The following is a 23,460-nucleotide window of genomic DNA, read 5'->3' on the forward strand; positions in this document are numbered from 1 at the left end:
GCTCACGCGGTCACCTCCGTCGCCGTTGCCGGGGTGCAACAGAACGGATCATTGCAGTTATCGCCAGCGCACGGTGTGCCGTCATCAACGGCGAGCACAACGTTCACGACGTCGTTGAGAGCATGGGCAAGATGGGGGTCCGAAATCTCGTAGCGAGTCGACCGCCCTTCAGGCGTCGCCACTACAAGTCCGCAGCCGCGTAGGCACGTGAGGTGGTTAGAGACGTTGCTGCGCGTGAGCTCAAGGTCGTGGGCCAGCTGTACGGGATAGCCGGGCTTGTCGAGCAGGGAGAGCAGGATGCGCGCCCGAGTGGGGTCAGCCATGGCGCGACCTAAACGGTTCATGACGTCGATGCGAGAAGCAATGGTCAGCATGTGCTGACTATACAGCGAGTACTGACCGAACATCGACGTCTGAAACTGTGAGTTCTCCCGCGTTGCCCGCGCGCACGTCGGCTATCATGGGGCACGCGAAGGGGAGTATCCCACCTCGTTGTCCTCGTCAATACGAACCACTCAGTAGTGGTTCCGGGGCAGCGGCATCCACTCGGTTTCTGGATGCGGGAGAGACTTTCGAGACCTGCTACGCCTCGAAACCCTCGAATGGATTCTCTTGACCACTCTGCCTATCTGGTTCGAAGTCACGTCGCTGACTGTGCTGCTGATCATCCTCGCAGCCGACCTCATCATGGCGTACAAGCGCCCGCACATCCCGAGCACTAAAGAATCCGCGCTGTGGGTTGGCTTCTACGTCACGCTCGCGCTGATCTTTGCGCTCATGATGTTCTTACTGGGCGACGTGGAGCAGGCCGGACAATTCATTGCCGGTTGGGTCACGGAGTACAGCCTCTCGATTGACAACCTCTTTGTGTTCGTCATCATCATGGGGCGCTTCTCGGTGCCGCGAAAGTACCAGCAAGAGGTGCTGATGGTGGGCATCCTGATTGCTCTCGTGTTGCGCGGAATCTTCATTCTGCTCGGCGCTCAGCTCATCGAGAACTTCAGCTTCATCTTCTACATCTTCGGTGCGTTCTTGCTCTACACGGCGATCCGCCAAGTATTCGAAGACCACGACAGCATGGAAGAAACCGAGAGCGGAATCATCCGTTTCTTGCGCAAGCGCATCAACATTTCGCCGACGTTCGACGGCGGCAAGGTGCGCACGGTCATCGATGGCAAGAAGGTCTTCACGCCGATCCTTGTCGTGTTCGTTGCGCTCGGCATCACCGACCTTGTCTTTGCGATCGACTCGATCCCGGCGATCTTCGGAATCACGACCGACCCTTTCATCGTCTTCACGGCCAACATCTTCGCGCTTATGGGGCTTCGCCAGCTGTACTTCCTGCTCGGCGACCTCATCGACAAGCTCGAGTACCTGCACTACGGCATCGCCTTCGTACTCGGCTTCATCGGTGTGAAGTTGTTCTTCCACGCGATGCACGTCAACGAGTTGCCGTTCATCAACGGGGGAGAGCCGCTGCTGTGGGCGCCCGAAATTGGTACGTGGACCTCGCTCGTCGTGATTCTTGTCGCGATGGCTGTTGCCGTGATCGCGAGCCTTCTCAAGATGAGCCGCGACAAGAAGCGTGAAGCTATCTCTGTCGACAGTGAGTAAAGGCAGCTCGCCGGTAGCGCTCGTCGCCTAACGGCTCAGTCTTCACAACAAACGCGCGGTGTCTGCACCCTGAGCTAAAGCTCGTGGGCGCAGCCACCGCGCGTTTTCGTTGTCGCGAAAAGAGTGCCCGAAGGGCTAGATCGTGGTGACGAGGCGAGACTGCGCGAGGCGCTCCGCCGCGTCCAAGGTGGTGATGCCCTGGGCTGAGGCGTCGCGGAAGATGGTCGTGACCGTGTCACCGATAGCTTCGACGCGCTTCGCGATCGCGTCAGCATCCGCATCGGGTTCTGAAGCCATGTCGAGGTAGATCACGCCGCCGCCGTTGACCACGAAGTCGGGTGCCCAGAGAATGCCGCGCTCAGCGAGGGCTTCAGCACCGTCGTGCTGCGCGAGCTGGTTGTTGGCCGCGCCCACGACACCGCTGACGTTGAGTTCGCGGATGACGCGGGGGCTCAGTACGCCACCCAGACCACACGGAACAAAGATGTCGGCCACCACGCTGTGGGCCTCTTCGACGTCAACCCAGTTGGCATCGAGCTCGGCGGCGAGCAGTTTGCGGTCGAGGTTCACGTCGGTGACGGTGAGCACGGCGCCGGCGGCGGTGAGTGAACGCGCGAGGCGGCCACCGACCTGGCCGAGGCCCGAGATGATGAGGTGGCGACCAGCAAGGTCGCGCGTGCCGAAGAGGGCTTCGCAGGTGGCGAGGATGCTCGCGTGAACGCCAGCGGCAGTCGCGTCCGCGGGTTCACCGGCTCCACCCTGATCGGCGGGGAGACCACAGACGTGTTCGGTGCGCTCCGCGACAACCGACATGAGTTCGGCGCTCGTGCCGACATCTTCTGCCGTCATGTACGCGCCGTTGAGGCTTTCGATGGCGTCGCCCAGATCGAGCATCGCCTCGCGCTTCTGTTCGGTCGTCAGCGTGACACCCATCGGAATATGGATGACCGACTTTCCGCCACCGCGGTTGAGACCGGCGGCCGAGTTCTTGAGCGTCATCGCGGCAGAGAGTCGCAGGGAGTCTGCAACGGCATCCGTCCAGTGTGGGTAGTTCCACATTCGGGCGCCGCCGAGGGCCTGACCGAGAACGGTCGAGTGGACTGCGACACTGATGATCAGGCCGGAGCGCTTGCCCGTTGAAACGAGAACTCTCTCGTGACTGAATTCGGCGTTTTCGAGAGCGGAGACCGGGGCCTCGAGCGTCGTGGATGCTTGCGTAATCATGTACTTCTCCTGCGTGTGGGCCTTGTGGGCAAAACAACAAAATGGCAAGTGGTGGTAGCGCGAGGGTGGCGCGCTCTGGTCAGCATACCGCTGGGCTTCGGTGCTGTCGCCCGTTCCCCAGCGGCTTATGATCTGACCATTGCTTAGACCGTCAGGAACGGTCGTCGCCGCCCCGCTCTGCGGTGTGCGCCGATGACAGAGAGTGCAGTTGATGAGTGACATTTCGGCGGCACCCCAGCCGCCCCGCCGCACCCCCGTGTGGAACCTCGTGAAGTTTCTGGTCATCCCATTGATCGTCATCGCGGGCATCGGTTTCGCGACTCTCGGTAACCAAGATGACCGGGCCACGATTCTCGACAAGGGCGTCGTTGCCGAAGCGGTACCCACGGGCAATACGGTGGCGGAGTCACACCGCGATGGCCGCCACACCGTTCAAGTCGTGCGGCTCGAATTCAGCTTCGATGTCGACGGCGAAACGTACACGGCGTTAGGCGACCACACCTTCGACGAGGAGTCCTTTGACAAAGCCGCGGCCCTCGCGGCGAATGTCGCTGCCGAAGTGCACTATCTCGACGACGATCCTGCAGCGGCAGTCGTGCTCGACAATGACTATCGCTAGCCGACTTCGAAGTCGCAAAAGCGCCTTGCGCGCGGCGTAGACTAGAGAGATTGAGCCGCGTTTTTTGTGGCACGATCGTCGATTCGAAAGAGGTGCGCTATGGGCAAGACCCTGGCAGAAAAAGTGTGGGATGACCATCTGGTCGTCAAGGGTGCCGATGGCACCCCCGACCTCATCTACATCGACCTTCACCTTGTGCACGAGGTTACGAGCCCTCAAGCGTTCGATGGACTTCGGATGGCCGGCCGCCCCGTTCGGCGCCCCGATCTCACCATCGCAACCGAAGACCACAACACCCCCACGCTCGCCATCCACAAGCCGATTGCCGACCTCACGAGCCGCACCCAAATTCAGACGCTGCGCAATAACGCAGAAGAATTCGGTGTTCGCCTGCACTCGCTCGGCGACATCGAGCAGGGCATCGTGCACGTAGTCGGGCCGCAGCTCGGGCTGACCATGCCCGGAATCACCGTGGTCTGTGGCGACTCACACACCAGCACCCACGGCGCTTTCGGCGCCATGGCCTTCGGAATTGGCACGAGTGAAGTCGAGCACGTTCTCGCGACTCAAACTCTGCCGCTCAAGGCCTTCAAGACGATGGCGATCACCGTCGAGGGCGAACTGCGCCCCGGCGTCACCGCGAAAGACATCATCCTCGCGGTCATCGCGCAGATCGGAACCGGCGGAGGCCAAGGCTACGTTCTCGAATTCCGCGGCAGCGCCATCCGCTCCCTCTCTATGGAGGGTCGCATGACGATCTGCAACATGTCGATCGAAGCTGGCGCTCGCGCCGGCATGATCGCGCCCGACCAGATCACCTACGACTACCTCAAGGGCCGCCCGCACGCCCCCGAGGGTGCTGACTGGGATGCCGCTGTCGAGTACTGGAACACCCTTGCGACCGACGATGATGCCGTCTTCGATGCCGAAGTCTTCCTCGACGCCAACACTCTTGAGCCTTTCGTGACCTGGGGCACCAATCCCGGCCAGGGCGTTTCGCTCAGCGACAACGTTCCCGTTCCTGCCGAGATCGCTGATCCCACCGAGCGCGCCTCCGCGGAGCGAGCGCTGGAGTACATGGCACTCGATGCCGGAATGCCGATGAAGGACATCCAAGTGGATGCCGTCTTCATGGGATCGTGCACCAACAGCCGTATCGAAGACCTCCGGGCCTTCACTTCCATCATCCAGGGCCGCAAGAAGGCAGACAACGTGCGCGTCATGGTTGTACCCGGCTCCGCACGCGTTCGTCTTGAGGCAGAAGCCGAAGGCCTCGACAAAATCGTTGAAGAGTTCGGTGCCGAATGGCGATTCGCGGGTTGCTCGATGTGCCTCGGCATGAACCCCGACCAGTTGGCTCCGGGGGAGCGTTGCGCCTCCACCAGTAACCGCAACTTCGAAGGTCGCCAAGGCAAGGGAGGGCGAACCCATCTGGTGTCGCCGCTCGTTGCCGCAGCCACCGCCATCCGCGGAACACTCTCAAGCCCGTGGGATCTCGAAAACAGCCCACTGCCCGAGCAGATGGCGCTCGCCGCTACGACCGCTGAGGAGTCACGCTAATGGACAAGATCACGACCATCAGCGGAATCGCTGTTCCGCTCAAGCGCAGCAACGTCGACACCGACCAGATCATCCCCGCCGAGTTTCTCAAGCGAGTCACGAAGACCGGATTCGACGACGCGCTCTTCTTCGGTTGGCGTCAAGACCCCGACTTCATTCTGAACCGCGAGCCCTACAGCCACGGCAAGATCCTGATCGCCGGCTCTGACTTCGGCACGGGCTCCAGCCGTGAGCACGCCGTCTGGGCGCTTCGCGACTTTGGCTTCCAAGCCGTGCTGAGTTCACGCTTCGGCGACATCTTCCGCGGCAACTCGGGAAAGCAAGGGTTGTTGGCCGCGCAGCTTTCTGAGGCAGACATCGAGTCGCTCTGGGCCCTCGTCGAGGCTGACCCTGAACGTGAAGTGAGCGTTGACCTTGAATCCCGCACCGTAACAGCGGGGTCCGCACAGTTCACATTCGAGATTGATGATTACACTAGGTGGCGTTTGCTCGAAGGCCTCGATGACATCGGCCTCACCCTGAGAAACGAAACAGACATCACGGAGTTTGAAAGCCGCCGCGAATCATGGCGACCCAAGACTTTGCCAGCGAGGTAGAGGTAACGATGAATCCATTGGCTCAAGACGCAACAGCGGCGGCCAAGCGATCCGGTCTGCATTCCAACCAAATCGTCATTAATGGTGGAAAGCCTCTTCGTGGACGCATCAACGTTCGCGGTGCAAAGAACCTCGCTACGAAAGCAATGGTGGCGGCGCTTCTCGCTGACACCCCCAGCGTTCTGAGGGACGTTCCGGCCATTAGCGACGTCGGCGTCGTTACCGGGATGCTTGAGGCCTACGGCGTTACGGTCACCGAGACCGGTGACGGCGAACTCACCCTCGACCCCAAGAACGTACTCAAGGCGCACTTCGCCAAGATTGATGCCCTCGCCGGCTCGAGCCGCATCCCGATCCTTTTCTGCGGACCGCTGTTGCACCGCCTCGGCGAAGCGCTGATCCCCGACCTCGGTGGTTGCCGCATCGGTGACCGCCCCATCGACTTCCACTTGGATTCTCTGCGTGCCTTCGGCGCTGTCGTCGACAAGAGCTATGAGGGCATTCGCCTCACGGCCCCCGACGGCCTCCATGGTGCAAACATCGACCTGCCCTACCCGAGCGTGGGCGCGACTGAGCAAGTGCTGCTCACGGCAGTTCTCGCCCAGGGCGTTACTGAGCTCAAGGGCGCGGCAATCGAGCCCGAGATCATGGATCTCATCGCTATCTTGCAAAAGATGGGTGCGATCATCAACGTCGAGCCCAACCGTGTCATCTTCATCGAGGGCGTCGAGAAGCTCAGCGGTTACAACCACCGCGCGCTCTTCGACCGCAACGAGGCCGCGAGCTGGGCATCCGCTGCTCTGGCCACCGGCGGAGACATCTTCGTTGAGGGCGCCATGCAGCAAGAGCTCATGACCTTCTTGAACATCTTCCGCAAGGTGGGTGGCGCGTTCGATATCGCTGAAGACGGCATCCGCTTCTGGCACCCAGGTGGAGCGCTCAAGCCCGTCGTTATTGAGACCGACGTGCATCCCGGTTTCATGACGGACTGGCAGCAGCCGCTTATCGTTGCGCTCACTCAGGCTGAAGGGCGTTCCGTCGTTCACGAGACGGTGTACGAGAACCGTTTGGGCTTCACGTCGGCGCTCGTCGAAATGGGCGCGAATATCGAGGTGTTCGAAGAGGGAATCGAGTCGGTTAGCCGCCGCGTTCCTCGCCGTCCTCTTGAGCAGGCAGCGGTCATCATCGGCCCGACAGCACTGCACGGTGCGGATGTTGAGATCCCCGACCTGCGCGGTGGCTTCAGTCACCTCATTGCAGCGTTGACCGCTGATGGTCAGTCGACAGTCAGCAACATCGGGATCATTGCGCGCGGCTACGAACACTTCATTGACAAGCTCGAATTGCTGGGCGCTGACTTCGTCTACGAGGGATAGCCGCCGGTGACATCCAGCTCACCGCAGCCGAAGCGTGTGAAGTCGGAGAAAACGGCAGCCTTCCGGGTGCTCGCTTTTCTCTTGCTCCCCACGATGACCGCGTTAGCGAAGTTCACACTGCACGACGCTCATCACGTTCCGGCTGAGGGCGCCTTCGTCATGTCGCCCAATCACTACAGCAACATCGATCCCGTCGTTATCGGGGTCGGTATGTGGAAGATCGGGCGCATGCCGCGCTACATGGCCAAAGCGTCGCTGTTCAAGGTTCCCGTGGTGGGGTGGCTGCTCAAGAAGTCTGGTCAGGTGCCGGTCGAGCGTGTACCGCGCGGACGTCAGAGTGGCGATCCCATGAAGGCCGCTCGTCAGATTGCCGACCAAGGCCTTGCCGTAGTGATTTATCCGGAGGGGTCGCTGACCCGCGAACCCGACATGTGGCCGATGCGTGGCAAGTACGGTGCCGTGCGCACCGCACTCGAAGCGGGCATCCCGCTTATCCCCACCGCCAGCTGGGGCGCGCAAGAAATCCTGCCGCGGTACTCAAAACGTATTAGTGTTTTTCCCCGTAAGACAATTCACATTCGTTTTGGTGAACCCATCGATCTCTCGGAGTACGAGGGCAAGCATGTGGATTCGCGTGTGCTCGCTGAGGCAACGGAGAAACTCATGACTGCCATCACGTCGCTGCTCGAAGAATTGCGACAAGAGAGCGCCCCCGCCGTGCGCTACAACCCCGCCGAGCATGGTCAAAGCGAGACCGGCCGATTCGAGAGTAAGTAACGTGATCAACGACAACGCCGAAACGCCCGAAACTCCCCGCCGCGTCGCCGTTCTCGGCGCCGGCTCCTGGGGAACCACGTTCTCCAAGATTCTCGCTGACGGCGGCAACGACGTTGCGCTGTGGGCACGTCGCCCCGAACTGGCTCGCGAAATCTCGCAGTCCAAACGCAACAGCGACTACCTCCCCGGCATCAACCTGCCACGCTCGCTCTGGGCCAGCGACAAGCTGCATGAAGTTTTGGATGGCGCCGAGCAGGTCTACCTCTCTGTGCCGGCTCAGTCGCTCCGCGAGAACCTGCGCATCGTTCGCGAGCTCATTCCAGAAGACGCGATTATCGTCTCGCTCATGAAGGGTGTCGAAAAGGGCACCGGAGCGCGAATGAGTGAAGTGATTCTGCAGGAACTGGGCGTCGATCCCAACCGGGTTGCCGTGGCATCCGGCCCCAACTTGGCTCTCGAAATCGCTAAGGAGCAGCCGACCGCTGCTGTCATGAGCAGTGCGAGCCTCGAAACAGCAACCGCCGTTGCCGTCACCGCACGCAACCGCTACTTCCGTTCCTTCGTGAACACCGATGTCATCGGTACCGAGTTCGGCGGAGTGCTCAAGAACCTCATCGCTGTCGCCATCGGAATCGTGGATGGTGTCGGCTATGGCGAGAACACCAAAGCCTCGATCATCACGCGCGGCCTTGCCGAAATGACAGACTTCTCGGTCGCCTTTGGCGCTCGCGCCGAGACTCTGGCTGGCTTGGCCGGTCTCGGCGACCTCATCGCGACGTGCGAGTCATCGCTCTCGCGTAACAACACCGCCGGCCGCCTGCTGGGTCAGGGCTACAGCTTCTCTGAAGTCATCAAGCAGATGAACCAGACAGCGGAAGGCCTCTCCTCGGTAGCGCCGATTCTCGAGCTCGCGCTCTCGAAGGGCGTAGACATGCCGATCGCTAGCCAGGTGGCCGAAGTCTTGGCAGGCACGCTCGCCCCGCGGGATATCGCGCCGCACCTCACCACTGACGACCTTCCTCAAGGGGAGTAAACGATGACGACTCAGCCCACACCAACCGCGAGTGGTCCTGTGACAGTGGTGCTGCTGTTTGGCGGTCGTTCTTCGGAACACAGCATCAGCTGCGCGACCGCCGGGGGAGTTCTCTCCGCGATTGATCGTGACAAGTACACCGTCATCCCCGTCGGCATCACTCGGGACGGCGCATTTACGCTTCAGCCCGATCACGCCGAGACTTTCATGCTCAACCCCGAGGCGATGCCCGAGGTCGTAGACAACGGCACGCGCGTACGCTGGCCCGACTCGGCTGCTTCCCGCGAAATGACCGTGATGGAGGCCGACGGCAGCGTTCGCAGCCTCGGCTACGTCGACATCGTGTTCCCCATCTTGCACGGCCCCTTCGGCGAAGACGGCACCGTTCAGGGCCTCATCGAGCTCTCGGGATTGCCATACGTCGGCAACGGCGTACTTGCCTCTGCCATGGGCATGAATAAGCACTTCACGAAGCTCGCGCTCGAGGCCGCCGGTGTTGCCGTTGCACCGTGGGTGACCGTGTCGGCGCTCGACTGGCAGCGCACTCCGGATGTGTGGCGCAAGCGCGCATCCAGCCTCGGGTTCCCTGTCTTCGTGAAGCCCGCGCGCGCTGGTTCCTCAGTGGGCGTGACTAAGGTTTCCAGCCCCGAAGAACTCGATGCTGCCTTCGTTGCCGCCTTTGCGGAAGACACCACCGCTCTCGTCGAACAAGCGATGACCGGTCGCGAGATCGAGTGCGGAGTGCTTTCGGGCCGCGATGGTGGCGAGACGCGGGTGAGCCTCGCGGGTGAGATTGTAGTCACCGGCCGCGACTTCTATGACTTTGAAGCGAAGTATCTGGATGTGGCCGCCGCGGAACTTATTTGCCCTGCGCCGTTGCGCGATGGCGAACTCTGGCAGATGCAGCGTACCGCTGCCCGTGCTTTCGAATCGATCGGCGGCGCAGGGCTTGCCCGCGTCGACTTCTTCTTCGACGGCTCTGAGTTCGTGGTGAACGAGATCAACACCCTGCCGGGCTTCACGCCGATTTCTATGTTCCCCAAGTGTTGGGCAGCGAGCGGAATGAGTTACCCCGAGCTGATCAACGAACTCATAGAACTTGGGCTCGAAACCGTTCGCTAACTCGCGTTAGCGGAGACGTTCGATCCCTGCAGGCTGTGCGCGACGTCGCGGCTGTCGTGTCTAGCGAGCTACTCGGGCGACTCTGTCTCGCTCGGCGCGGGAGTGTCCGAGAGAGCGACGCAGAACCGGTCGGCGGGAATCTGGCTTACCGCTCCCGCGACATCACTGAGCGCCTCGAAACCAGAGACCTCGTCGCCGTCAATATCGGGGTCGCCATCGCTGTCGACGATCACTTGAACCGCGGGATCGCGACCGTACGACGTGAAGACATAGTTGGGGGCGTCGCTATCGTCGCGCAGCCAATCGATGCCGTCTTCGGGGGCGGTGACGCACGCAAGCTCCGCAGTGGGATCGGGAACCGCGACACCGCAGCGCAGCAGGATGGTGGCCGGCTCGCCCCACGCGCCCGTGCCCTGAGCATTCGTCTCGCGCTTGTCGAGCCCCGCGACAGTATCGGGCAACCGCACAATGACGTCGGCGCACGACGGGTTACCCGCGTCATCGCCGGGCTCGAGCGGCACGATCGCCGCGCATCCGCCCAGCGTCGCCAGCAAAGGAACCATCGCGAGCAGGGCGATCAGGGGAGTGCGGGTCGTCGTTCTCATCGCCTTCAGGCTACCGTGAGTTCATGACGATTGACCGCGAGAGCGAGACCCCTGACACTCTCGGTGGCGTTGGTGAACTTGCTGCCTTGAAGCGCATTTTTCCCCGCCTGCCTTCTGCCGCAGCCGAGCTCATTGGCCCCGGCGACGATTCTGCCGTGTTGGCGACGCCTGACAAGCGCGTCGTGATTACAACGGACATGATGATCCACGGGCCTGATTTTCGGATGGCGTGGTCGAGCCCGTACGACCTCGGCTGGAAAGCCGCGGCCACGAACCTCTCAGATGTCGCTGCGATGGGGGCTGTGCCCACCGGTCTGGTCGTTGCGATTGCTGCCCCGAACGACACCCCCGTCTCGTCGCTTGAAGCGATTGCCGACGGGCTGCGCGAAGGCTGCGAGGCGCTGGCTCCCGGCAGCGGAGTCATTGGTGGCGACCTTTCGGTGTCGACCGTTCTCACAATTGTCATCACCGCTTTCGGCGATCTCGAGGGGCGCGCTCCCGTGCTGCGCTCGGGTGCCCGCGTCGGTGATGTGATTGCTGTTTCCGGCACGCTGGGTCTTGCGGCCGAAGGGCTGCGATTGCTGTTCACCGAGGGCGTCTTAGACGGGGAACCGGATGCTGCAGCTGCCGCTGCACTCGCGACCCAGCATCCCGACGCCATCGCCGCCCAACTCAGGCCAGCGCCTCCCATCGCGGACGGCAAAGCCGCCGCGCTCGGGGGAGCCACTTCGATGCTCGACCTCAGCGACGGGCTCGCGATTGATGCGCGCCGCATTGCGACGGCTAGCGGAGTGGGTCTCGACCTGTCATCCGAAGCGGTGGGTGGTCGAGTGCAACTCGATGGTGGCGAAGATCACTCGCTGTTGGCGACGTTCCCCGAGGGGGCAACGTTGCCGGCAGGTTTTCGGGCGATCGGCCGCGTGGTCGAGGGGGAAGGGCTTCTCGTCGATGGTGTTGCGTACACCGAGCGTGGTGGCTGGGACCCGTATGCCGGGTGGGATGGCGTGGCGGGGTAGCGCTCGTTCGAATTAGGCCTCGCTGGGCTGAACCCAGTACAGCGTGGTGTCGCCGTAGTCTTTGCGGCGGTCGAGTTCGAGACCGGCGGGCCACTCTGGCTCGGGGTCGCGTGAACTGCGTTCCACGATCACGAGGGCGTCAGGGCTCAGTTGCGGTGCGAGCAATGCGAGAGCAACGTCGAGTTCGGCATTGCCGAGTTCGTACGGCGGGTCGATAAAGACGAGATCCCACTGATCGCCGGATGTTTCCAAAAAGGTGTGCACGGCGCGGGCGGCGGTCAGAATGATCGGTTTTGAGCCGCGAGGAGCTTTAGCGGCGATGAGCGTCGCGTTCTTGCGGCAGGTGTCTGCGGCGCGGGAATTCTTTTCTACGAGCGTCACGTGCGGTGCTCCACGGGAGGCTGATTCGAGGCCAAGGGCTCCCGAGCCTGCGTAGAGATCGAGTACGCGCGCGCCTTCGATGGCGTCGCGTGCTTCGAGCGCGGAGAAAATCGCTTCGCGCAGGCGGTCGCTCGTGGGGCGGGTGCCCGCGCTCGGTACGGCAATCGTGAGGGAGCCGGCGTATCCGGCGATTATGCGTGTCATAGCGATTCGAGCCTAGCCGTCTGAACAACGCCAGTGGTCGCGGGTACTCTTCTAGAGTGACCTCGCCTCTTGATCAGAAGCTCAGCGCTGTGCTGGGCGGGCGTACCGCTACCTCCATGCAGCGTGGGCTCGGCTTGCTCACGGTCGGTGACCTTATGACGCACTATCCGCGTCGGTATGCGAAGCGTGGGGAACTCACGGCTTTGGCCCAATTGCCGTTGGATGAGGCGGTCACGATTGTGGCCGAGGTGCGCGAAGTGCGTAACCGTCCGATGCGCAACAAGCGTGGCTCAATTCTTGAGGTGTCGATCAGCGATGGCACGGGCATCCTGACTCTCACGTTTTTCAATCAGGCGTGGCGGGCTAACGAGCTCACGCCGGGGGTGCGAGGAATCTTTGCCGGCAAGGTGGGGCGATACCGCGGCACTCGTCAACTCGCGCACCCCGACTATGAACTCTTCGACCGTGACGCTCTCGAGCTGAAGAAGCCAGAGCAAGCCAAGGGCTGGGCAGAGCAGCCGATCCCGATCTATCCGGCGACGTCAACGGTCGCGAGTTGGCAGATTCAGAAAGCGGTTGAGGTCGTTCTCGATACGCTCGGCCCGCTTGACGATCCGGTGCCGGATGCCGTGCGTCGCGAACGCGAACTGCTTCCGTTCGGTAAGGCGCTTGAGCTCGTGCACCGCCCCAAGGTCGACTCGGATTGGCGGAGCGCTCGCGATGCCTTGCGTTTCCAGGAGGCATTCGTGCTGCAGTCGGCTCTCTTACAGCAGCGTCAGAAGCAGCGGGAGTCCGAGGCGGTTGCGCGCGCCGCTGGCTCCTTGCTCGAGGGCTTTGATGCGGCGCTACCGTTTACGCTCACGGGGGACCAGCAGTCCGTGGGCGAGCAGATCTTTCACGACCTGGCGGAGCCGGTTCCGATGAACCGCCTCGTGCAGGGTGAAGTGGGTTCGGGTAAGACGCTCGTGGCATTGCGGGCGATGCTCGCGGTGGCACAATCGGGTGGTCAATCGGCCTTGCTTGCCCCCACTGAGGTGCTGGCTCATCAGCACTTCCGTTCGATTGTGCGCACGCTTGGTCCCGACCTCGCCGCCGAACTCCGACCTACGCTCATCACGGGGCAGTTGTCGACGGCTGAGCGTAAGAAGGCGCTACTGGCAACCGTTTCGGGGGCTTCGCGCATCGTGATCGGAACGCACGCTCTCTTGGGCGACGCTGTCAGTTTTGTAGATCTCGGCCTCGTTGTGGTCGATGAGCAACACCGCTTCGGCGTTGATCAGCGTGAGGCCCTGCGGCTCAAGGGAGCCAAGCCGCCGCACGTGCTCGTGCTCACGGCCACCCCGATTCCACGCACCGTCGCGATGACAGTCTTCGGAGACCTCGACATTTCGTCGATCGCGGAGTTGCCTGCCGGCCGCCAACCCATCAGCAGCCACGTAGTGCCTTTGGCCGAAAAGCCAGGCTGGGTGTCGCGAGTGTGGCAGCGACTCGCTGAAGAGCTCGCGATTGGTCGGCAGGGTTTTGTCGTGTGCCCCGCTATCGATGCCAAGACAGCCGAGCCTGGCAGCGAACCCGCGCCGAAAGCATCCGATGATCCAGATGCTGGCCCGCCACGTCCCATCGCTAACGTCACCGAGGTGCTGGCATCGCTGCGCAGCAACGAGGTGCTCGCGGGCAAGAAGATCGAGGCGCTCCATGGCAAGCTCTCGAGCGACGAGAAGGACGAACTGATGCGGGCGTTTGCCGCGGGCGACATTGAGGTGCTCGTCGCGACGACGGTGATCGAGGTGGGGGTCGATGTGCCGAACGCCTCCGTAATGGTTGTGCTCGATGCTGATCGGTTTGGGGTCTCGCAATTGCATCAGTTGCGCGGTCGAGTAGGGCGTGGTGGTGTTCCGGGGCTGTGCCTGTTTGTCACGGCCGCTGAAGTCGAGTCGTTGGCTCGCGAGCGTGTTGAGGCTGTCGCATCCACTCTCGATGGCTTTGAGCTGGCCAATAAAGACTTGGAGTTGCGCCGCGAGGGCGATGTTCTTGGCGGAGTGCAGTCGGGTGGGCGTTCGAGTCTCAAGCTCCTGCGTGTGGCCAACGACGGTCAGCTCATTACTGAGGCGCGCGAGGCCGCGCAGGGAGTGTTGGTCGATGATCCGACGCTCGTCGAGCATCCGGCCCTAGCGGAGGCGTTGAAGCGTCGACTCGACGAGAGCTCCGAAGCGTTCCTGGGCAAGAACTAGGGTCGATATCGGCGAGCAGGGCACGTGGTTGGGCGAGTGCACATTCCCCGCACAGCGAACTCTCACTCGGCGAGCAAGGTTGAGCCACTATCGTGGAGGCATGAGTCGGATCGCTGTTGTTCCTGGGTCGTTTGACCCTGTCACCCTGGGCCACTTAGACGTGATTGAGCGGGCAGCAAAAACGTTTGACGAGGTGCACGTTCTTGTCGTGCATAATCCCGGCAAAACTGCCCTGTTACCCATAGCGCAGCGCGTCTCGCTCATTGAGCAAGCGGTGGCGGATGCCAGGCTCGTCGGCAACATCCGGGTCACGAGTTGGAGCATGGGCTTGCTTGTCGACTACTGCACAGAGGTCGGTGCGAGTGTGATTGTGAAGGGCATCCGGTCTCAAGTGGATGTCGCCTACGAAACGCCCATGGCGATTGTCAACCGAGATCTTGCTGCCGTCGAGACGATCTTCATGCTGCCGAATCCGGCGCACGCGCACGTCTCGAGTTCACTGGTCCGCCAAGTTGCCGCACTCGGCGGAGATGTTGCCCCCTATGTTCCGCGCGCCGTTTCTGATTTTTTACAGGCGCCTCGCGAATAACACCGGCACAATGGAGTTATGACTCTCACTCTCGGATACAAAGCGTCAGCTGAACAATTCGCCCCACGTGAACTCGTAGAGATCGCAGTCGCGGCCGAAGCGCACGGCATGGAGAGTGTTTCCGTCAGTGACCACTTTCAGCCGTGGCGTCACGAAGGCGGTCATGCACCGTTTTCGTTGAGCTGGATGGCGGCCGTGGGGGAGCGCACGAGCACGATTCGCATCGGCACGAGCGTGATGACTCCAACGTTCCGTTACAACCCTGCCGTGCTTGCTCAGGCGTTTGCGACGATGGGCTGCCTTTACCCGGGGCGCGTCATGCTTGGCGTGGGAACCGGCGAGGCGCTCAACGAGATCGCCACCGGATTCCGTGGTGCCGGCGAGCAAGATTGGCCCGAGTTCAAGGAGCGCTTCGCTCGCTTGCGCGAATCGGTTCGCCTCATGCGTGAGCTCTGGACCTCAGACCGTGTGTCTTTTGACGGCGAGTACTACTCCACCCACGGCGCAAGCATTTATGACCGCCCCGACGAGCCGATCCCGGTGTACATTGCTGCCGGTGGCCCGATGGTGGCTCGCTATGCGGGGCGTGCTGGCGACGGCTTTATCTGCACCTCGGGCAAGGGCATGGAACTCTATAACGACGCGCTCATTCCTGGCGTCAAGGAGGGTGCGGCCAAGGCTGGCCGCAGTTTCGAAGACATCGACCGGATGATCGAGATCAAGCTCTCCTACGATACCGATGCCGAACTCGCCCTTGAGAACACACGTTTCTGGGCGCCACTTGCGCTCTCCAAAGAACAAAAGCATGACATCACCGACCCTGTCGAGATGGAACGTGCTGCTGATGCCTTGCCGATCGAGCAGATCGCGTCACGGTGGATCGTGGGCAACGATCCCGACAAGATCGTTGAAGAAATTCGGCAGTATGTGGATGCCGGACTCAACCATCTTGTATTCCATGCGCCCGGCGGCGACCAGCGTCGTTTCCTCGAACTCTTCGAGCGCGACATTGCTCCGCGATTGCGAGCGCTGTAGGGCTGCGGATGCAGGTTTCTTAAGCAACGAGGGCGGATGCGTGAAGCATCCGCCCTCGTTGCTCTGTCGGCTGGAAACGCCGACTCTCTCGGTTGAACTAGCTCGCGACCGCGGCAGTTTCGGTTGCACGTGCCTGGTTCGCCGAGTTAGTGCTGACCTCGATTTTGCGAGGCTTCGCTTTTTCTGAAACCGGGATGATCACGCTGAGCACACCATTGTCGTAGCTGGCGCTGATGTTTTCGCGGTCGATGCCGGCACCAATGCTGAACTGGCGCAGGTACGAACCATAACGACGCTCTTGCGAGAGCCACTTGGCTCCTTCGCGTTCGCCTGCGGTGCGTTCAGCGCGAATCGTCAGGAGCTGGCCGTCAACGTCAACGTCAACGGAGCCGGGGTCTACTCCCGGGAGGTCGGCGCTGAGGACGTACTCGTCGGCCTGGCGGTAGAGATCCACGGGCATGGGCTGGGTGCCGACGCGGGACTGGGCTGCTGTAGTGAGCCGCTCAAGTTCGGCAAAAGGATCAAATGACTGTGTCATGGGAAACCCCTTTCTCAAAGTTGAGTCCCTTTGACTCAACAATGAAAAATTAGCACTCTGACCCTGCGAGTGCCAAGTTTTTTGCCTTCACGTTCGCTGAGAACGTACGCTCCTCAGGAAAGCAGTTAGCGAGCAAGCGCCGCGACGAACCCGCCCACAAAAGTGTCGCCCAAACCGATAGTGGTGGGGGTCAGGGTGTCGAGTTGTAGACCGGGAACGGTCACGGCGCTTGCTCCGAATGTGGCCGCGAGCTCGAGGGCAACAGCGGTGCCGGCAGTGCTCGTGGGGAAGGCTTCGACCCGCGCGTAGTCGGCAGCGGTGAAACCATCGCCATACACATACCGCGTGCTTGCCATCACGACACCGCCGCGCAGGGCGTGTGCGTAGTTGTGCGGTCGATCTCCGAGAGCGATTGACCAGTACTTCGTGTGCACGACAAGCACGCGCGCGGGGATAAGAGCGTGGAGTTGAACGAGGTCGAGGTGCAATTGATGGGCATCCAGAAGCTCAACACGTCGGCCGAGGTAGGCCTGCATTTCGTCTTCATTCATGCTGTACACGTCAATAATGTCGATGAGGGCATCGCGCACACGGATGCTGAGTTCAGGTACGTGGTAACCAGCGTCTTCGTAGAAGACGATGGCGCTGTCGGGAAGGTGATTCATGTGCCGGCGGATGCTCGTCAACCGCTGGGTGAGTACTCCCGGTTCTTGAATCACATTGAAACCCGAGAACATGAAAACGTCAGTGTTAGAGAGTTCTGCGCCTAGCTCATCGCTGAGGCGGAGTTCGCGATTGGGCGGGTCGTTGGTGAAGATCACACGGTTGGGGTGCGGGGAACGGATTGCGATATCGCCTGCGACGACACTCGCACCCTCGCCAAACTGCACGATGAGGTGGGGGTCGAGAGAGTCTTCCTGCGCGCTCGAAATATAGCGCGTACTCTCCGGCAATAAGCGACGCACGTTGTCATCGATGCTGACGAGGTGCACAGTTGCCGGGATATTGAGCGCCTCCATCGCGATGGCTGCCCGCACACACGTGCCACCGAGCGTGATCTCGGTGGAGAAACGCGCCGCGAACTGCTCAACGATGTCGGAGGAGGCGACGAAGCGTTCCCCTCCGACACCGTCGCGCACGAAGGCGAGCAGCGCAACAAGAAGGTCGCGTTCGCTGGTAATGGGCAATCGGGCATCCAACTCTGCTGCAGTCACTGAATACTGGGCCACGAGCGACTCGAGCACGGCGGAATCCCAACGGATCTCGTAGTCGACGGTGCCGCCGAGGCCCAGCATCAGTTTTTTAGTCATGAGTCAGTTGCACTGAGACGCTCAGTACAGGTCGGCCTTTCCTTGAGCGTTGAACAGGTTGATCTTCTGCGCGGCTGTCACCTTCATTGCGGCGATGCTCGGAGGCTGAATCTCGTTCGGCTCTCGCATTCCGATGTCAGCGAGCATCTCACGCATCTTCAAGTGGTACGAGACCTTGATATCGCTCGAGATGTTGATCTTGTTGACGCCGCGCTCAACGGCGCCCGCGATTTCGGTGTCGGGGTTGTTGGATCCACCGTGCAAGACGAGGGGCATGTCGAGCTTGGCCTTGATTTGCTCAAGAAGTTCAAGCTTCAGTTCTGGCTTCATCGTGGACGGGTAGATACCGTGGCTGGTTCCGATCGCGATAGCGAGGCTGTCGACGCCGGTTTCCTGAACAAACTGCACGGCCTGGTCGGGGTCGGTGTAGATGATGGTGTCGGCTCCGTCTTCGCCGTAGTCATCCATCTTTCCAATGGTGCCGAGCTCGCCCTCAACCGAGAGGTTCACGGCGTGTGCAAGTTCCACGACGTGCTTGGTCAATGCCACATTCTCTTCAAACGGGAGCATCGATCCGTCAATCATTACCGAGGTGAAACCTGCTTGGATCGCGGCCAGTACTTGGTGGTGGTTGGCGCCGTGATCGAGGTGAATCGTCACCGGCACCGTCGCGCGGTGAGCGCGGGCGATGACGGAGTGAAGCATGTCGGCACCGATATGGCTGAGCTCATCGGGGTGGATCGCGATGATCACCGGCGCATTCTGTTCCTCGCTGACCTCGAAGATGCCGTTCATCATCGCGTAATCACTGATGTTGAACGCGGGCACTGCGAAGTTGTTGGCGTTAGCCACGGCGAGTAGGTCTTTGCCATTGATCAGCATTCTGGGTGTCTCCTTGTTTGATGTTGTCGTACTGGTGAGATGAAGGGGGCAGACAGCGCTTAGCTCTTGACCGAGCCGGCCGCGAGTCCGCCAATGAAGTACCTCTGGAAGAAGAGGAAGAGGATGAGGACGGGGATGGCTCCGAGGATGCTCATCGCCATCATTTCGTTCCATTCGAACGAGTGCTGGCCCATGAGCAGCTGGATGCCGATAGGCACAGTGCGCATGTCCTCTGTGCGTGTGAGGGTAAGGGCGAAGAGATATTCGTTCCACGAGATCATGAACGTGTAGATACCCACTGACACGATTCCTGGAGTAGCGATGGGAACGAGGATGCCCCACAGCGCCTTCATGGAGCTTGCTCCGTCAACCTTTGCCGCTTCATCCAACTCTCGAGGAAGAGTATTGAAGTACCCGGTCATCATGATGATCGCGTAGGGGAGCGTGAAGACCATGTAGGTCAGGATCAGCCCCGCATAGGTGTTGTAGAGACCCAGGGTGACCATCAGCCCAAAGAACGGAATCAGAAGGGTGATGGGCGGTACTGCTTGAACGCTCACAATGATCATGTTGAGCGTCTTCTTGAAGCGGAACTCATAGCGGCTAAATGCATAAGCCGCCAAGATCGCGACAATGAGTGTCAGCACAGTCACCGATAGCGACACAACATAGCTGTTGATGAAGAAGCGAACCTTGGTGGGGTCGCCGAGGATCGTCGCGTAGGCATCGAAGGAGAAGCTCTCGGTGAGGATGCGCGGTGGGAACTCGAAAATCTCAGAGTTCGACTTGAACGAACTGATGAGCATCCAGAACACGGGGAAGCCGGCAAAGACGGCACCGATGCACAGGGCGACAATAACCCCGCTTTGGCGGCGACTGCTTTTTGCGTTTTAGTCATCGACATTGTTAGTCCCTCGACTTCTGGTGGCGCACGTAGAAGAACGCGAGAACCATAGAGAGCAGCAGCACGATCACGGCGCTCGCCGAGGCCTGGGAGAATTCGTAGCTACTGAATGCGGCCTTGTACGTAAATGTGCTCAACATTTCGGTGTCGTTGATCGGACCACCGCCAGTGGTCATCCAGATCAAGGCGAACTGTTGGGATGTCCAGATCAGGTCGAGCATCGCCATCGAGATGATGATCGGTTTCAGCTGGGGCAAAGTGACGTGGATGAACTGCTGAATCGGATTGGCGCCGTCTACGGTGGCTGCCTCGTAGAGATCACGAGGGATGCCCTGCAAGCCTGCCAAGAGGCTCACCATGAAGAACGGATAGCCCGCCCAGATGTTGATGAAGGTCACGGCGATCAATGCGGTGTCGCGCGACGATAGCCACTCGATGCCGGTGTCGCTGAGGCCAAGAGTGATGATGACGTAGTTGATGACGCCGTTGGGGTTGAGGAGTAGGCGCCAGAGCACCGCAATGATCGCTACCGTGAACAACCAGGGCATGACGTAGATTGCGCGGAACAGGGCCTTGCTGAGCGAGCTGAGAAGTCGCGTATTCAGCAGCATCGCGAAGCTCAAGCCCAAGACGAGGTGAGCGCCAACACTGACGAAGGTGAAGTACAGCGTGTTGCCGAGAGCCTGAGCGAAGACTCCGTCGGTGAGAATCTCGACGTAATTGGCGAGACCAACGAACTCAGGGTTCTTATTGACGATGACGTTGTCGAAGAACGAGTAGCCGATAACAAGAATGATCGGCAGCATCATCAGCACGAGCAGCAGGGCTGCCGTGGGGGAGATGTAGGCGTAGGGAATCAGTGAGCGCTTGAAGGTCGGCCTGGGCTGACGTATGCGCGGCGGTGCATCTTTGAGCAGAGTGTTCACGGCTCAGTCCTCCTCATTGAGTGGGGTCGCGCCAGAGGTGGCCTCTGGCGCGACCAGGGTTCGTTCAGTGGAGTTGTTGCTCCTAGAACTCGCCCATCCACTTTTCTTGAGAGTTCGACAGCATGTCGTTGACTGACTGATCTCCAGTCAGCATCAACTGCAGCTCTTCATCGAATTCACGCATGAGCTGTTCGGCAACGGGAAGTCCGACGAACTCGTTGGCGGGGTAACCGCTGGAGTAGATGTCGAACGCCTGCTTGAAGAGGTCGTCACTCTGCGAGAAGTCGGGCTCCGCGGTGTTGTTGCCGGGGAACGCGTTCGCGAGCGTCGACAGGGTCGAGTTGGTGTCTTTGCTCATCATGAACTCGACGAGCTTCCAGGCCTCTTCTTGGTGATCTGAGCTCTCTGATACTCCGATTCCCCAGGCTGCGTAAGGAATACCGCGATCTCCTTCGAAGCCGTCAACTGCGGGGAGCGCACTGACGCTGAATTCGAGGTCAGGGTTACTTTCGCGGATGAGGTTGATATGAGCGAGCGAGTCAATCATCATTCCGACGCGACCATTGGTGAACTCTTCGACCTTGTCTTGTTCCTTCATCGTGAGCGCACCGGGAGCGATGACGCCGTCATCCCAGAGTCCCTTGATGTAGTCGATGGCGCTTGTCACATCATCGTTGGTGAGGTCGGGCTTGCCATCTTTGAGCATGCTTCCGCCGGATGCCCACACCCACGACATGACGTCGTTCTGGATGCCGTTGGGGGCTTCAGCGGAGAGGGGGAGAACCCAGCCGGAGGTCGTGCTGTCGAGATCGTTGAGGGCGTTCGCCGCTGCCTCGAACTCAGAGCGGGTGCTTGGTGGGGAATCGATGCCTGCTTCGGCGAGAAGCGCGTCGTTCGTGAACATCGGGTAAACGAAGTTGATGACGGGAATCATGTAGGTGGAGCCATCGAGTTCAATCTGAGCGGCGAGCTGGCTGTCGTCATAGTCGGCGTCGTCCATGGGGGTTGAGAGATCAGCGAGCGCGCCCTGTTTCGCAAAGTCGCTGATCCACGCACCGTCGAGTCCGACGACGTCTGACATGGTGCCTGCTGCCGCACCGGCGAAGAGCTGTTCCTTCGTTGAGGCGTAGGGTCCGCTCAACAATTCAACTTTAATTCCGGGGTTGTCTGCTTCGAACTCATCCATGAGACCGCGCAGCGCATCTGCCGGGAGTTCTGGTTCCCACCACTGTGCGAATTCGAGAGTGACCGTTCCGCTACTGTCCCCGCCATCGGGTGCTCCGCTGCATCCCACCATAAGGCTGATGGCAGCAGTTGCACCGAGAATTCCGAGCACTCATCGCTTCGAGTGAGCTTCCTTGCTCATTTCTTGCTCCAATCGTAGTGTGCACTTTTTCGCGGCTGTTTGCGTTTTCATGCACGATTGATTCGAGATTAGATGCACGAAACAGCAAATGTCAACACAAAAGTCGCAGATATATGCTAATAATTGCTTATGTTCGCATCAGAAAACCCGGAAGAGTCGGGATCACCCCGCCGACTGCCCGCCGGTCGAAAGGCCGACCTGGCCAAGTACATATCCGACGCCGGAGAAGTTACCGTCGCGGAACTCGCCGAGCGATTCGACGTCTCGACTGACACCATTCGACGAGACCTTGATCGCCTTGATGCGGATGGTCTCGTGCTGCGTACCCACGGAGGCGCGGTCAGTCTCACCTCAGTGCCGAGAGTCGATACAGGGCTCGACTTGAGATTGCGTTTTCACGCTCTCGCTAAAGATTCGATAGCGGCGGCTGCCGCGAGGCTTGTCGACGACAACTCAGTGATCATGATTAACGCCGGAACCACGACGCTAGCTCTCGCTCGTCAGTTGAGCGAACATCGCGGACTGACGGTCGCCACGAACAGTCTGCTCATTCCCGGAGAAATGTCTCCGGATGTCTATCGGGGCATGTATGTGTTTGGCGGCTCAGTTCATCCCAGCGATCAAAAAACGATCGGTGCGGTCTCGTTTCAAGCGAGTTCGGGAGCAATCGAGATGGACGTGCAGTGCGACCTCGTGCTCTTGGGGGTCGGCGCTGTCTCTATCGAAGCGGGATATTCCACAAGCAACCTCGAAGAAGCAGCAATGATGGGGGAGATGATGGAGCGCGCTAGTCGCGTCGCAATCTTGGCCGACTCATCCAAGTTTGGTCGCAGGCTCTTCGCTCAAATTTCAGAATTGGGCCGTGCGGACTACTTCGTCACGGATGCGGAGCCGCCCGAAGAGCTCGGCAATGCGCTGCGTGGTGCGGGAGTTCAGGTTATCGTCTCGCCGGCAACCGCCCAGTAGTAGACCCGCAACCGCCTTCGCGTTCGTGCGGACGCCCCCTCACGAGCAACGGCGCCTGTGATCATGCGCCCACGAGCGAGGTCGGTTGTGAGGCCGACCGTCGCCGGAGTGATCCGGCGACGGTCGGGTGCGGTGTGCTCATCGAATGATGAACCGCGGGTAGTTCTTTTCAGCACGAGCCCGGGCGTCAGCGAGACGCTCACGCCGGAGCTGGTTCTCAGCCAGCGCCTCAGGGCTCGCGATCAGCCGCGAGGTGCGCGGTCTACGGCTCCACGTAATGAGAGCGACACCAAGATGCAGGGCAACTCGGTCGATGACTCCTACGCGGCGAGTAGCGGCTCGAAGCGACTGTTCGGTCTGGCTGGGTTCGGGCGGATGGCTTTGGCGGTCTTTCAGAGGCGCCAGTGTTGCGTTCATGAGGTGATCTTTCGTGGCAGAGATGAATGATGGAGGTGCGCGGAAACGCGCTGCTAAAGGTGGCGACCCAACGGCATCCCCAGCGATCGCGAGTCGCTAAGCGGCAAAGATCATTGCGTTGCGAGTAGCTCACCCGAATGAGGAGGCAAAGACTCGTCAGTCAATCGCA

At 60.6% G+C, this 23,460-nt stretch carries 24 protein-coding genes; 13 read left to right on the forward strand and 11 right to left on the reverse strand.

Annotated elements, in window-relative coordinates; all coding sequences use genetic code 11:
- Positions 1 to 2 precede the first annotated feature (2 nt).
- Positions 3 to 374 carry a metalloregulator ArsR/SmtB family transcription factor gene (locus AACZ26_RS05395; protein ID WP_339619717.1) on the reverse strand — a complete coding sequence of 124 codons (372 nt, stop codon included), beginning with the start codon at positions 372 to 374 and terminating at the stop codon, positions 3 to 5.
- 232 nt (positions 375 to 606) lie between these two features.
- On the opposite strand from AACZ26_RS05395, the gene AACZ26_RS05400 reads away from it, so the two are divergent.
- Positions 607 to 1,614, forward strand: a complete 1,008-nt coding sequence (locus AACZ26_RS05400; RefSeq protein WP_100388549.1) for a TerC family protein — start codon at positions 607 to 609, stop codon at positions 1,612 to 1,614.
- 135 nt (positions 1,615 to 1,749) lie between these two features.
- Here AACZ26_RS05400 and AACZ26_RS05405 read toward each other — a convergent pair whose 3' ends face one another.
- Positions 1,750 to 2,838, reverse strand: coding sequence for a Glu/Leu/Phe/Val dehydrogenase dimerization domain-containing protein (locus AACZ26_RS05405; RefSeq protein WP_339619719.1), 1,089 nt, complete (start codon positions 2,836 to 2,838; stop codon positions 1,750 to 1,752).
- Between the two features lie 211 nt (positions 2,839 to 3,049).
- Between AACZ26_RS05405 and AACZ26_RS05410 the strand changes: the two genes are divergently transcribed.
- From AACZ26_RS05410 to AACZ26_RS05440, 7 genes are all read left to right on the forward strand, one after another.
- A complete protein-coding gene (locus AACZ26_RS05410; protein WP_339619720.1) occupies positions 3,050 to 3,457 on the forward strand; it encodes a hypothetical protein in 408 nt (135 codons plus the stop codon).
- Positions 3,458 to 3,556: 99 nt separating this feature from the next.
- Complete coding sequence (leuC, locus tag AACZ26_RS05415; protein WP_339619721.1) at positions 3,557 to 5,017, forward strand: 3-isopropylmalate dehydratase large subunit; 1,461 nt, start codon at positions 3,557 to 3,559, stop codon at positions 5,015 to 5,017.
- Positions 5,017 to 5,613, forward strand: a complete 597-nt coding sequence (leuD, locus tag AACZ26_RS05420) for a 3-isopropylmalate dehydratase small subunit (protein WP_339619722.1) — start codon at positions 5,017 to 5,019, stop codon at positions 5,611 to 5,613. Before leuC ends, leuD begins: the two co-directional genes overlap by 1 nt.
- Before the next feature lie 8 nt (positions 5,614 to 5,621).
- Complete coding sequence (murA, locus tag AACZ26_RS05425; RefSeq protein WP_339620634.1) at positions 5,622 to 6,989, forward strand: UDP-N-acetylglucosamine 1-carboxyvinyltransferase; 1,368 nt, start codon at positions 5,622 to 5,624, stop codon at positions 6,987 to 6,989.
- A gap of 6 nt (positions 6,990 to 6,995) precedes the next feature.
- On the forward strand, positions 6,996 to 7,766 hold the full coding sequence (locus AACZ26_RS05430) for a 1-acyl-sn-glycerol-3-phosphate acyltransferase (RefSeq protein ID WP_100388554.1): 771 nt from the start codon (positions 6,996 to 6,998) through the stop codon (positions 7,764 to 7,766).
- Between the two features lies 1 nt (position 7,767).
- The gene (locus AACZ26_RS05435) at positions 7,768 to 8,799 is read left to right on the forward strand and encodes an NAD(P)H-dependent glycerol-3-phosphate dehydrogenase (RefSeq protein ID WP_229820307.1); all 1,032 of its coding nucleotides are present in this window, start codon (positions 7,768 to 7,770) and stop codon (positions 8,797 to 8,799) included.
- A gap of 3 nt (positions 8,800 to 8,802) precedes the next feature.
- Entirely contained in the window at positions 8,803 to 9,921 is a 1,119-nt protein-coding gene (locus AACZ26_RS05440) for a D-alanine--D-alanine ligase family protein (protein WP_339619723.1), read from the forward strand.
- A gap of 68 nt (positions 9,922 to 9,989) precedes the next feature.
- Here the strand turns inward: AACZ26_RS05440 and AACZ26_RS05445 are convergent, their stop codons facing one another.
- Positions 9,990 to 10,526 carry a DUF3515 family protein gene (locus tag AACZ26_RS05445; protein ID WP_339619725.1) on the reverse strand — a complete coding sequence of 179 codons (537 nt, stop codon included), beginning with the start codon at positions 10,524 to 10,526 and terminating at the stop codon, positions 9,990 to 9,992.
- A 23-nt stretch (positions 10,527 to 10,549) separates the two neighbouring features.
- Between AACZ26_RS05445 and thiL the strand changes: the two genes are divergently transcribed.
- On the forward strand, positions 10,550 to 11,542 hold the full coding sequence (thiL, locus tag AACZ26_RS05450; RefSeq protein ID WP_339619727.1) for a thiamine-phosphate kinase: 993 nt from the start codon (positions 10,550 to 10,552) through the stop codon (positions 11,540 to 11,542).
- 12 nt (positions 11,543 to 11,554) lie between these two features.
- Here the strand turns inward: thiL and rsmD are convergent, their stop codons facing one another.
- The gene (rsmD, locus tag AACZ26_RS05455) at positions 11,555 to 12,127 is read right to left on the reverse strand and encodes a 16S rRNA (guanine(966)-N(2))-methyltransferase RsmD (RefSeq protein WP_339619728.1); all 573 of its coding nucleotides are present in this window, start codon (positions 12,125 to 12,127) and stop codon (positions 11,555 to 11,557) included.
- 116 nt (positions 12,128 to 12,243) lie between these two features.
- Between rsmD and AACZ26_RS05460 the strand changes: the two genes are divergently transcribed.
- From AACZ26_RS05460 to fgd, 3 genes are all read left to right on the forward strand, one after another.
- The gene (locus tag AACZ26_RS05460; protein WP_339620636.1) at positions 12,244 to 14,358 is read left to right on the forward strand and encodes an ATP-dependent DNA helicase RecG; all 2,115 of its coding nucleotides are present in this window, start codon (positions 12,244 to 12,246) and stop codon (positions 14,356 to 14,358) included.
- A 100-nt stretch (positions 14,359 to 14,458) separates the two neighbouring features.
- Positions 14,459 to 14,947, forward strand: a complete 489-nt coding sequence (gene coaD / locus AACZ26_RS05465) for a pantetheine-phosphate adenylyltransferase (protein WP_339619729.1) — start codon at positions 14,459 to 14,461, stop codon at positions 14,945 to 14,947.
- An 18-nt stretch (positions 14,948 to 14,965) separates the two neighbouring features.
- Positions 14,966 to 15,982, forward strand: a complete 1,017-nt coding sequence (gene fgd, locus AACZ26_RS05470) for a glucose-6-phosphate dehydrogenase (coenzyme-F420) (RefSeq protein WP_339619731.1) — start codon at positions 14,966 to 14,968, stop codon at positions 15,980 to 15,982.
- A 97-nt stretch (positions 15,983 to 16,079) separates the two neighbouring features.
- Here fgd and AACZ26_RS05475 read toward each other — a convergent pair whose 3' ends face one another.
- The 6 genes from AACZ26_RS05475 to AACZ26_RS05500 form a co-directional block, all read right to left on the reverse strand.
- Entirely contained in the window at positions 16,080 to 16,520 is a 441-nt protein-coding gene (locus tag AACZ26_RS05475; protein WP_339619732.1) for an Hsp20/alpha crystallin family protein, read from the reverse strand.
- A gap of 125 nt (positions 16,521 to 16,645) precedes the next feature.
- Positions 16,646 to 17,830, reverse strand: a complete 1,185-nt coding sequence (locus tag AACZ26_RS05480) for an ADP-dependent glucokinase/phosphofructokinase (RefSeq protein WP_339619734.1) — start codon at positions 17,828 to 17,830, stop codon at positions 16,646 to 16,648.
- Positions 17,831 to 17,851: 21 nt separating this feature from the next.
- Positions 17,852 to 18,712 (reverse strand): ketose-bisphosphate aldolase, encoded by an 861-nt coding sequence (locus AACZ26_RS05485; protein ID WP_339619736.1) that lies wholly within the window; start codon positions 18,710 to 18,712, stop codon positions 17,852 to 17,854.
- 59 nt (positions 18,713 to 18,771) lie between these two features.
- Entirely contained in the window at positions 18,772 to 19,518 is a 747-nt protein-coding gene (locus AACZ26_RS05490) for a carbohydrate ABC transporter permease (protein ID WP_339619738.1), read from the reverse strand.
- A gap of 100 nt (positions 19,519 to 19,618) precedes the next feature.
- The gene (locus AACZ26_RS05495) at positions 19,619 to 20,542 is read right to left on the reverse strand and encodes a sugar ABC transporter permease (RefSeq protein ID WP_339619739.1); all 924 of its coding nucleotides are present in this window, start codon (positions 20,540 to 20,542) and stop codon (positions 19,619 to 19,621) included.
- A gap of 82 nt (positions 20,543 to 20,624) precedes the next feature.
- Positions 20,625 to 21,878 carry a sugar ABC transporter substrate-binding protein gene (locus AACZ26_RS05500; RefSeq protein WP_339619742.1) on the reverse strand — a complete coding sequence of 418 codons (1,254 nt, stop codon included), beginning with the start codon at positions 21,876 to 21,878 and terminating at the stop codon, positions 20,625 to 20,627.
- 159 nt (positions 21,879 to 22,037) lie between these two features.
- Between AACZ26_RS05500 and AACZ26_RS05505 the strand changes: the two genes are divergently transcribed.
- Complete coding sequence (locus AACZ26_RS05505) at positions 22,038 to 22,874, forward strand: DeoR/GlpR family DNA-binding transcription regulator (protein ID WP_339619744.1); 837 nt, start codon at positions 22,038 to 22,040, stop codon at positions 22,872 to 22,874.
- 138 nt (positions 22,875 to 23,012) lie between these two features.
- Here AACZ26_RS05505 and AACZ26_RS05510 read toward each other — a convergent pair whose 3' ends face one another.
- Positions 23,013 to 23,291 carry a hypothetical protein gene (locus AACZ26_RS05510; protein WP_339619746.1) on the reverse strand — a complete coding sequence of 93 codons (279 nt, stop codon included), beginning with the start codon at positions 23,289 to 23,291 and terminating at the stop codon, positions 23,013 to 23,015.
- Positions 23,292 to 23,460 lie beyond the last annotated feature (169 nt).

The sequence above is a fragment of the uncultured Salinibacterium sp. genome (assembly GCF_963974405.1).
In the GTDB taxonomy this organism is placed as follows: Bacteria; Actinomycetota; Actinomycetes; order Actinomycetales; family Microbacteriaceae; genus Rhodoglobus.

Coding starts and splice junctions, on each gene's coding strand:
- AACZ26_RS05395 (WP_339619717.1), bottom strand. CDS start 374: ATGCTGACCATTGCTTCTCGCATCGACGTCATGAACCGTTTAGGTCGC.
- AACZ26_RS05405 (WP_339619719.1), bottom strand. CDS start 2,838: ATGATTACGCAAGCATCCACGACGCTCGAGGCCCCGGTCTCCGCTCTC.
- AACZ26_RS05410 (WP_339619720.1), top strand. CDS start 3,050: ATGAGTGACATTTCGGCGGCACCCCAGCCGCCCCGCCGCACCCCCGTG.
- leuC (WP_339619721.1), top strand. CDS start 3,557: ATGGGCAAGACCCTGGCAGAAAAAGTGTGGGATGACCATCTGGTCGTC.
- leuD (WP_339619722.1), top strand. CDS start 5,017: ATGGACAAGATCACGACCATCAGCGGAATCGCTGTTCCGCTCAAGCGC.
- murA (WP_339620634.1), top strand. CDS start 5,622: ATGAATCCATTGGCTCAAGACGCAACAGCGGCGGCCAAGCGATCCGGT.
- AACZ26_RS05440 (WP_339619723.1), top strand. CDS start 8,803: ATGACGACTCAGCCCACACCAACCGCGAGTGGTCCTGTGACAGTGGTG.
- AACZ26_RS05445 (WP_339619725.1), bottom strand. CDS start 10,526: ATGAGAACGACGACCCGCACTCCCCTGATCGCCCTGCTCGCGATGGTT.
- thiL (WP_339619727.1), top strand. CDS start 10,550: ATGACGATTGACCGCGAGAGCGAGACCCCTGACACTCTCGGTGGCGTT.
- rsmD (WP_339619728.1), bottom strand. CDS start 12,127: ATGACACGCATAATCGCCGGATACGCCGGCTCCCTCACGATTGCCGTA.
- AACZ26_RS05460 (WP_339620636.1), top strand. CDS start 12,244: ATGCAGCGTGGGCTCGGCTTGCTCACGGTCGGTGACCTTATGACGCAC.
- coaD (WP_339619729.1), top strand. CDS start 14,459: ATGAGTCGGATCGCTGTTGTTCCTGGGTCGTTTGACCCTGTCACCCTG.
- fgd (WP_339619731.1), top strand. CDS start 14,966: ATGACTCTCACTCTCGGATACAAAGCGTCAGCTGAACAATTCGCCCCA.
- AACZ26_RS05475 (WP_339619732.1), bottom strand. CDS start 16,520: ATGACACAGTCATTTGATCCTTTTGCCGAACTTGAGCGGCTCACTACA.
- AACZ26_RS05480 (WP_339619734.1), bottom strand. CDS start 17,830: ATGACTAAAAAACTGATGCTGGGCCTCGGCGGCACCGTCGACTACGAG.
- AACZ26_RS05485 (WP_339619736.1), bottom strand. CDS start 18,712: ATGCTGATCAATGGCAAAGACCTACTCGCCGTGGCTAACGCCAACAAC.
- AACZ26_RS05490 (WP_339619738.1), bottom strand. CDS start 19,518: ATGCTCATCAGTTCGTTCAAGTCGAACTCTGAGATTTTCGAGTTCCCA.
- AACZ26_RS05505 (WP_339619744.1), top strand. CDS start 22,038: ATGTTCGCATCAGAAAACCCGGAAGAGTCGGGATCACCCCGCCGACTG.
- AACZ26_RS05510 (WP_339619746.1), bottom strand. CDS start 23,291: ATGAACGCAACACTGGCGCCTCTGAAAGACCGCCAAAGCCATCCGCCC.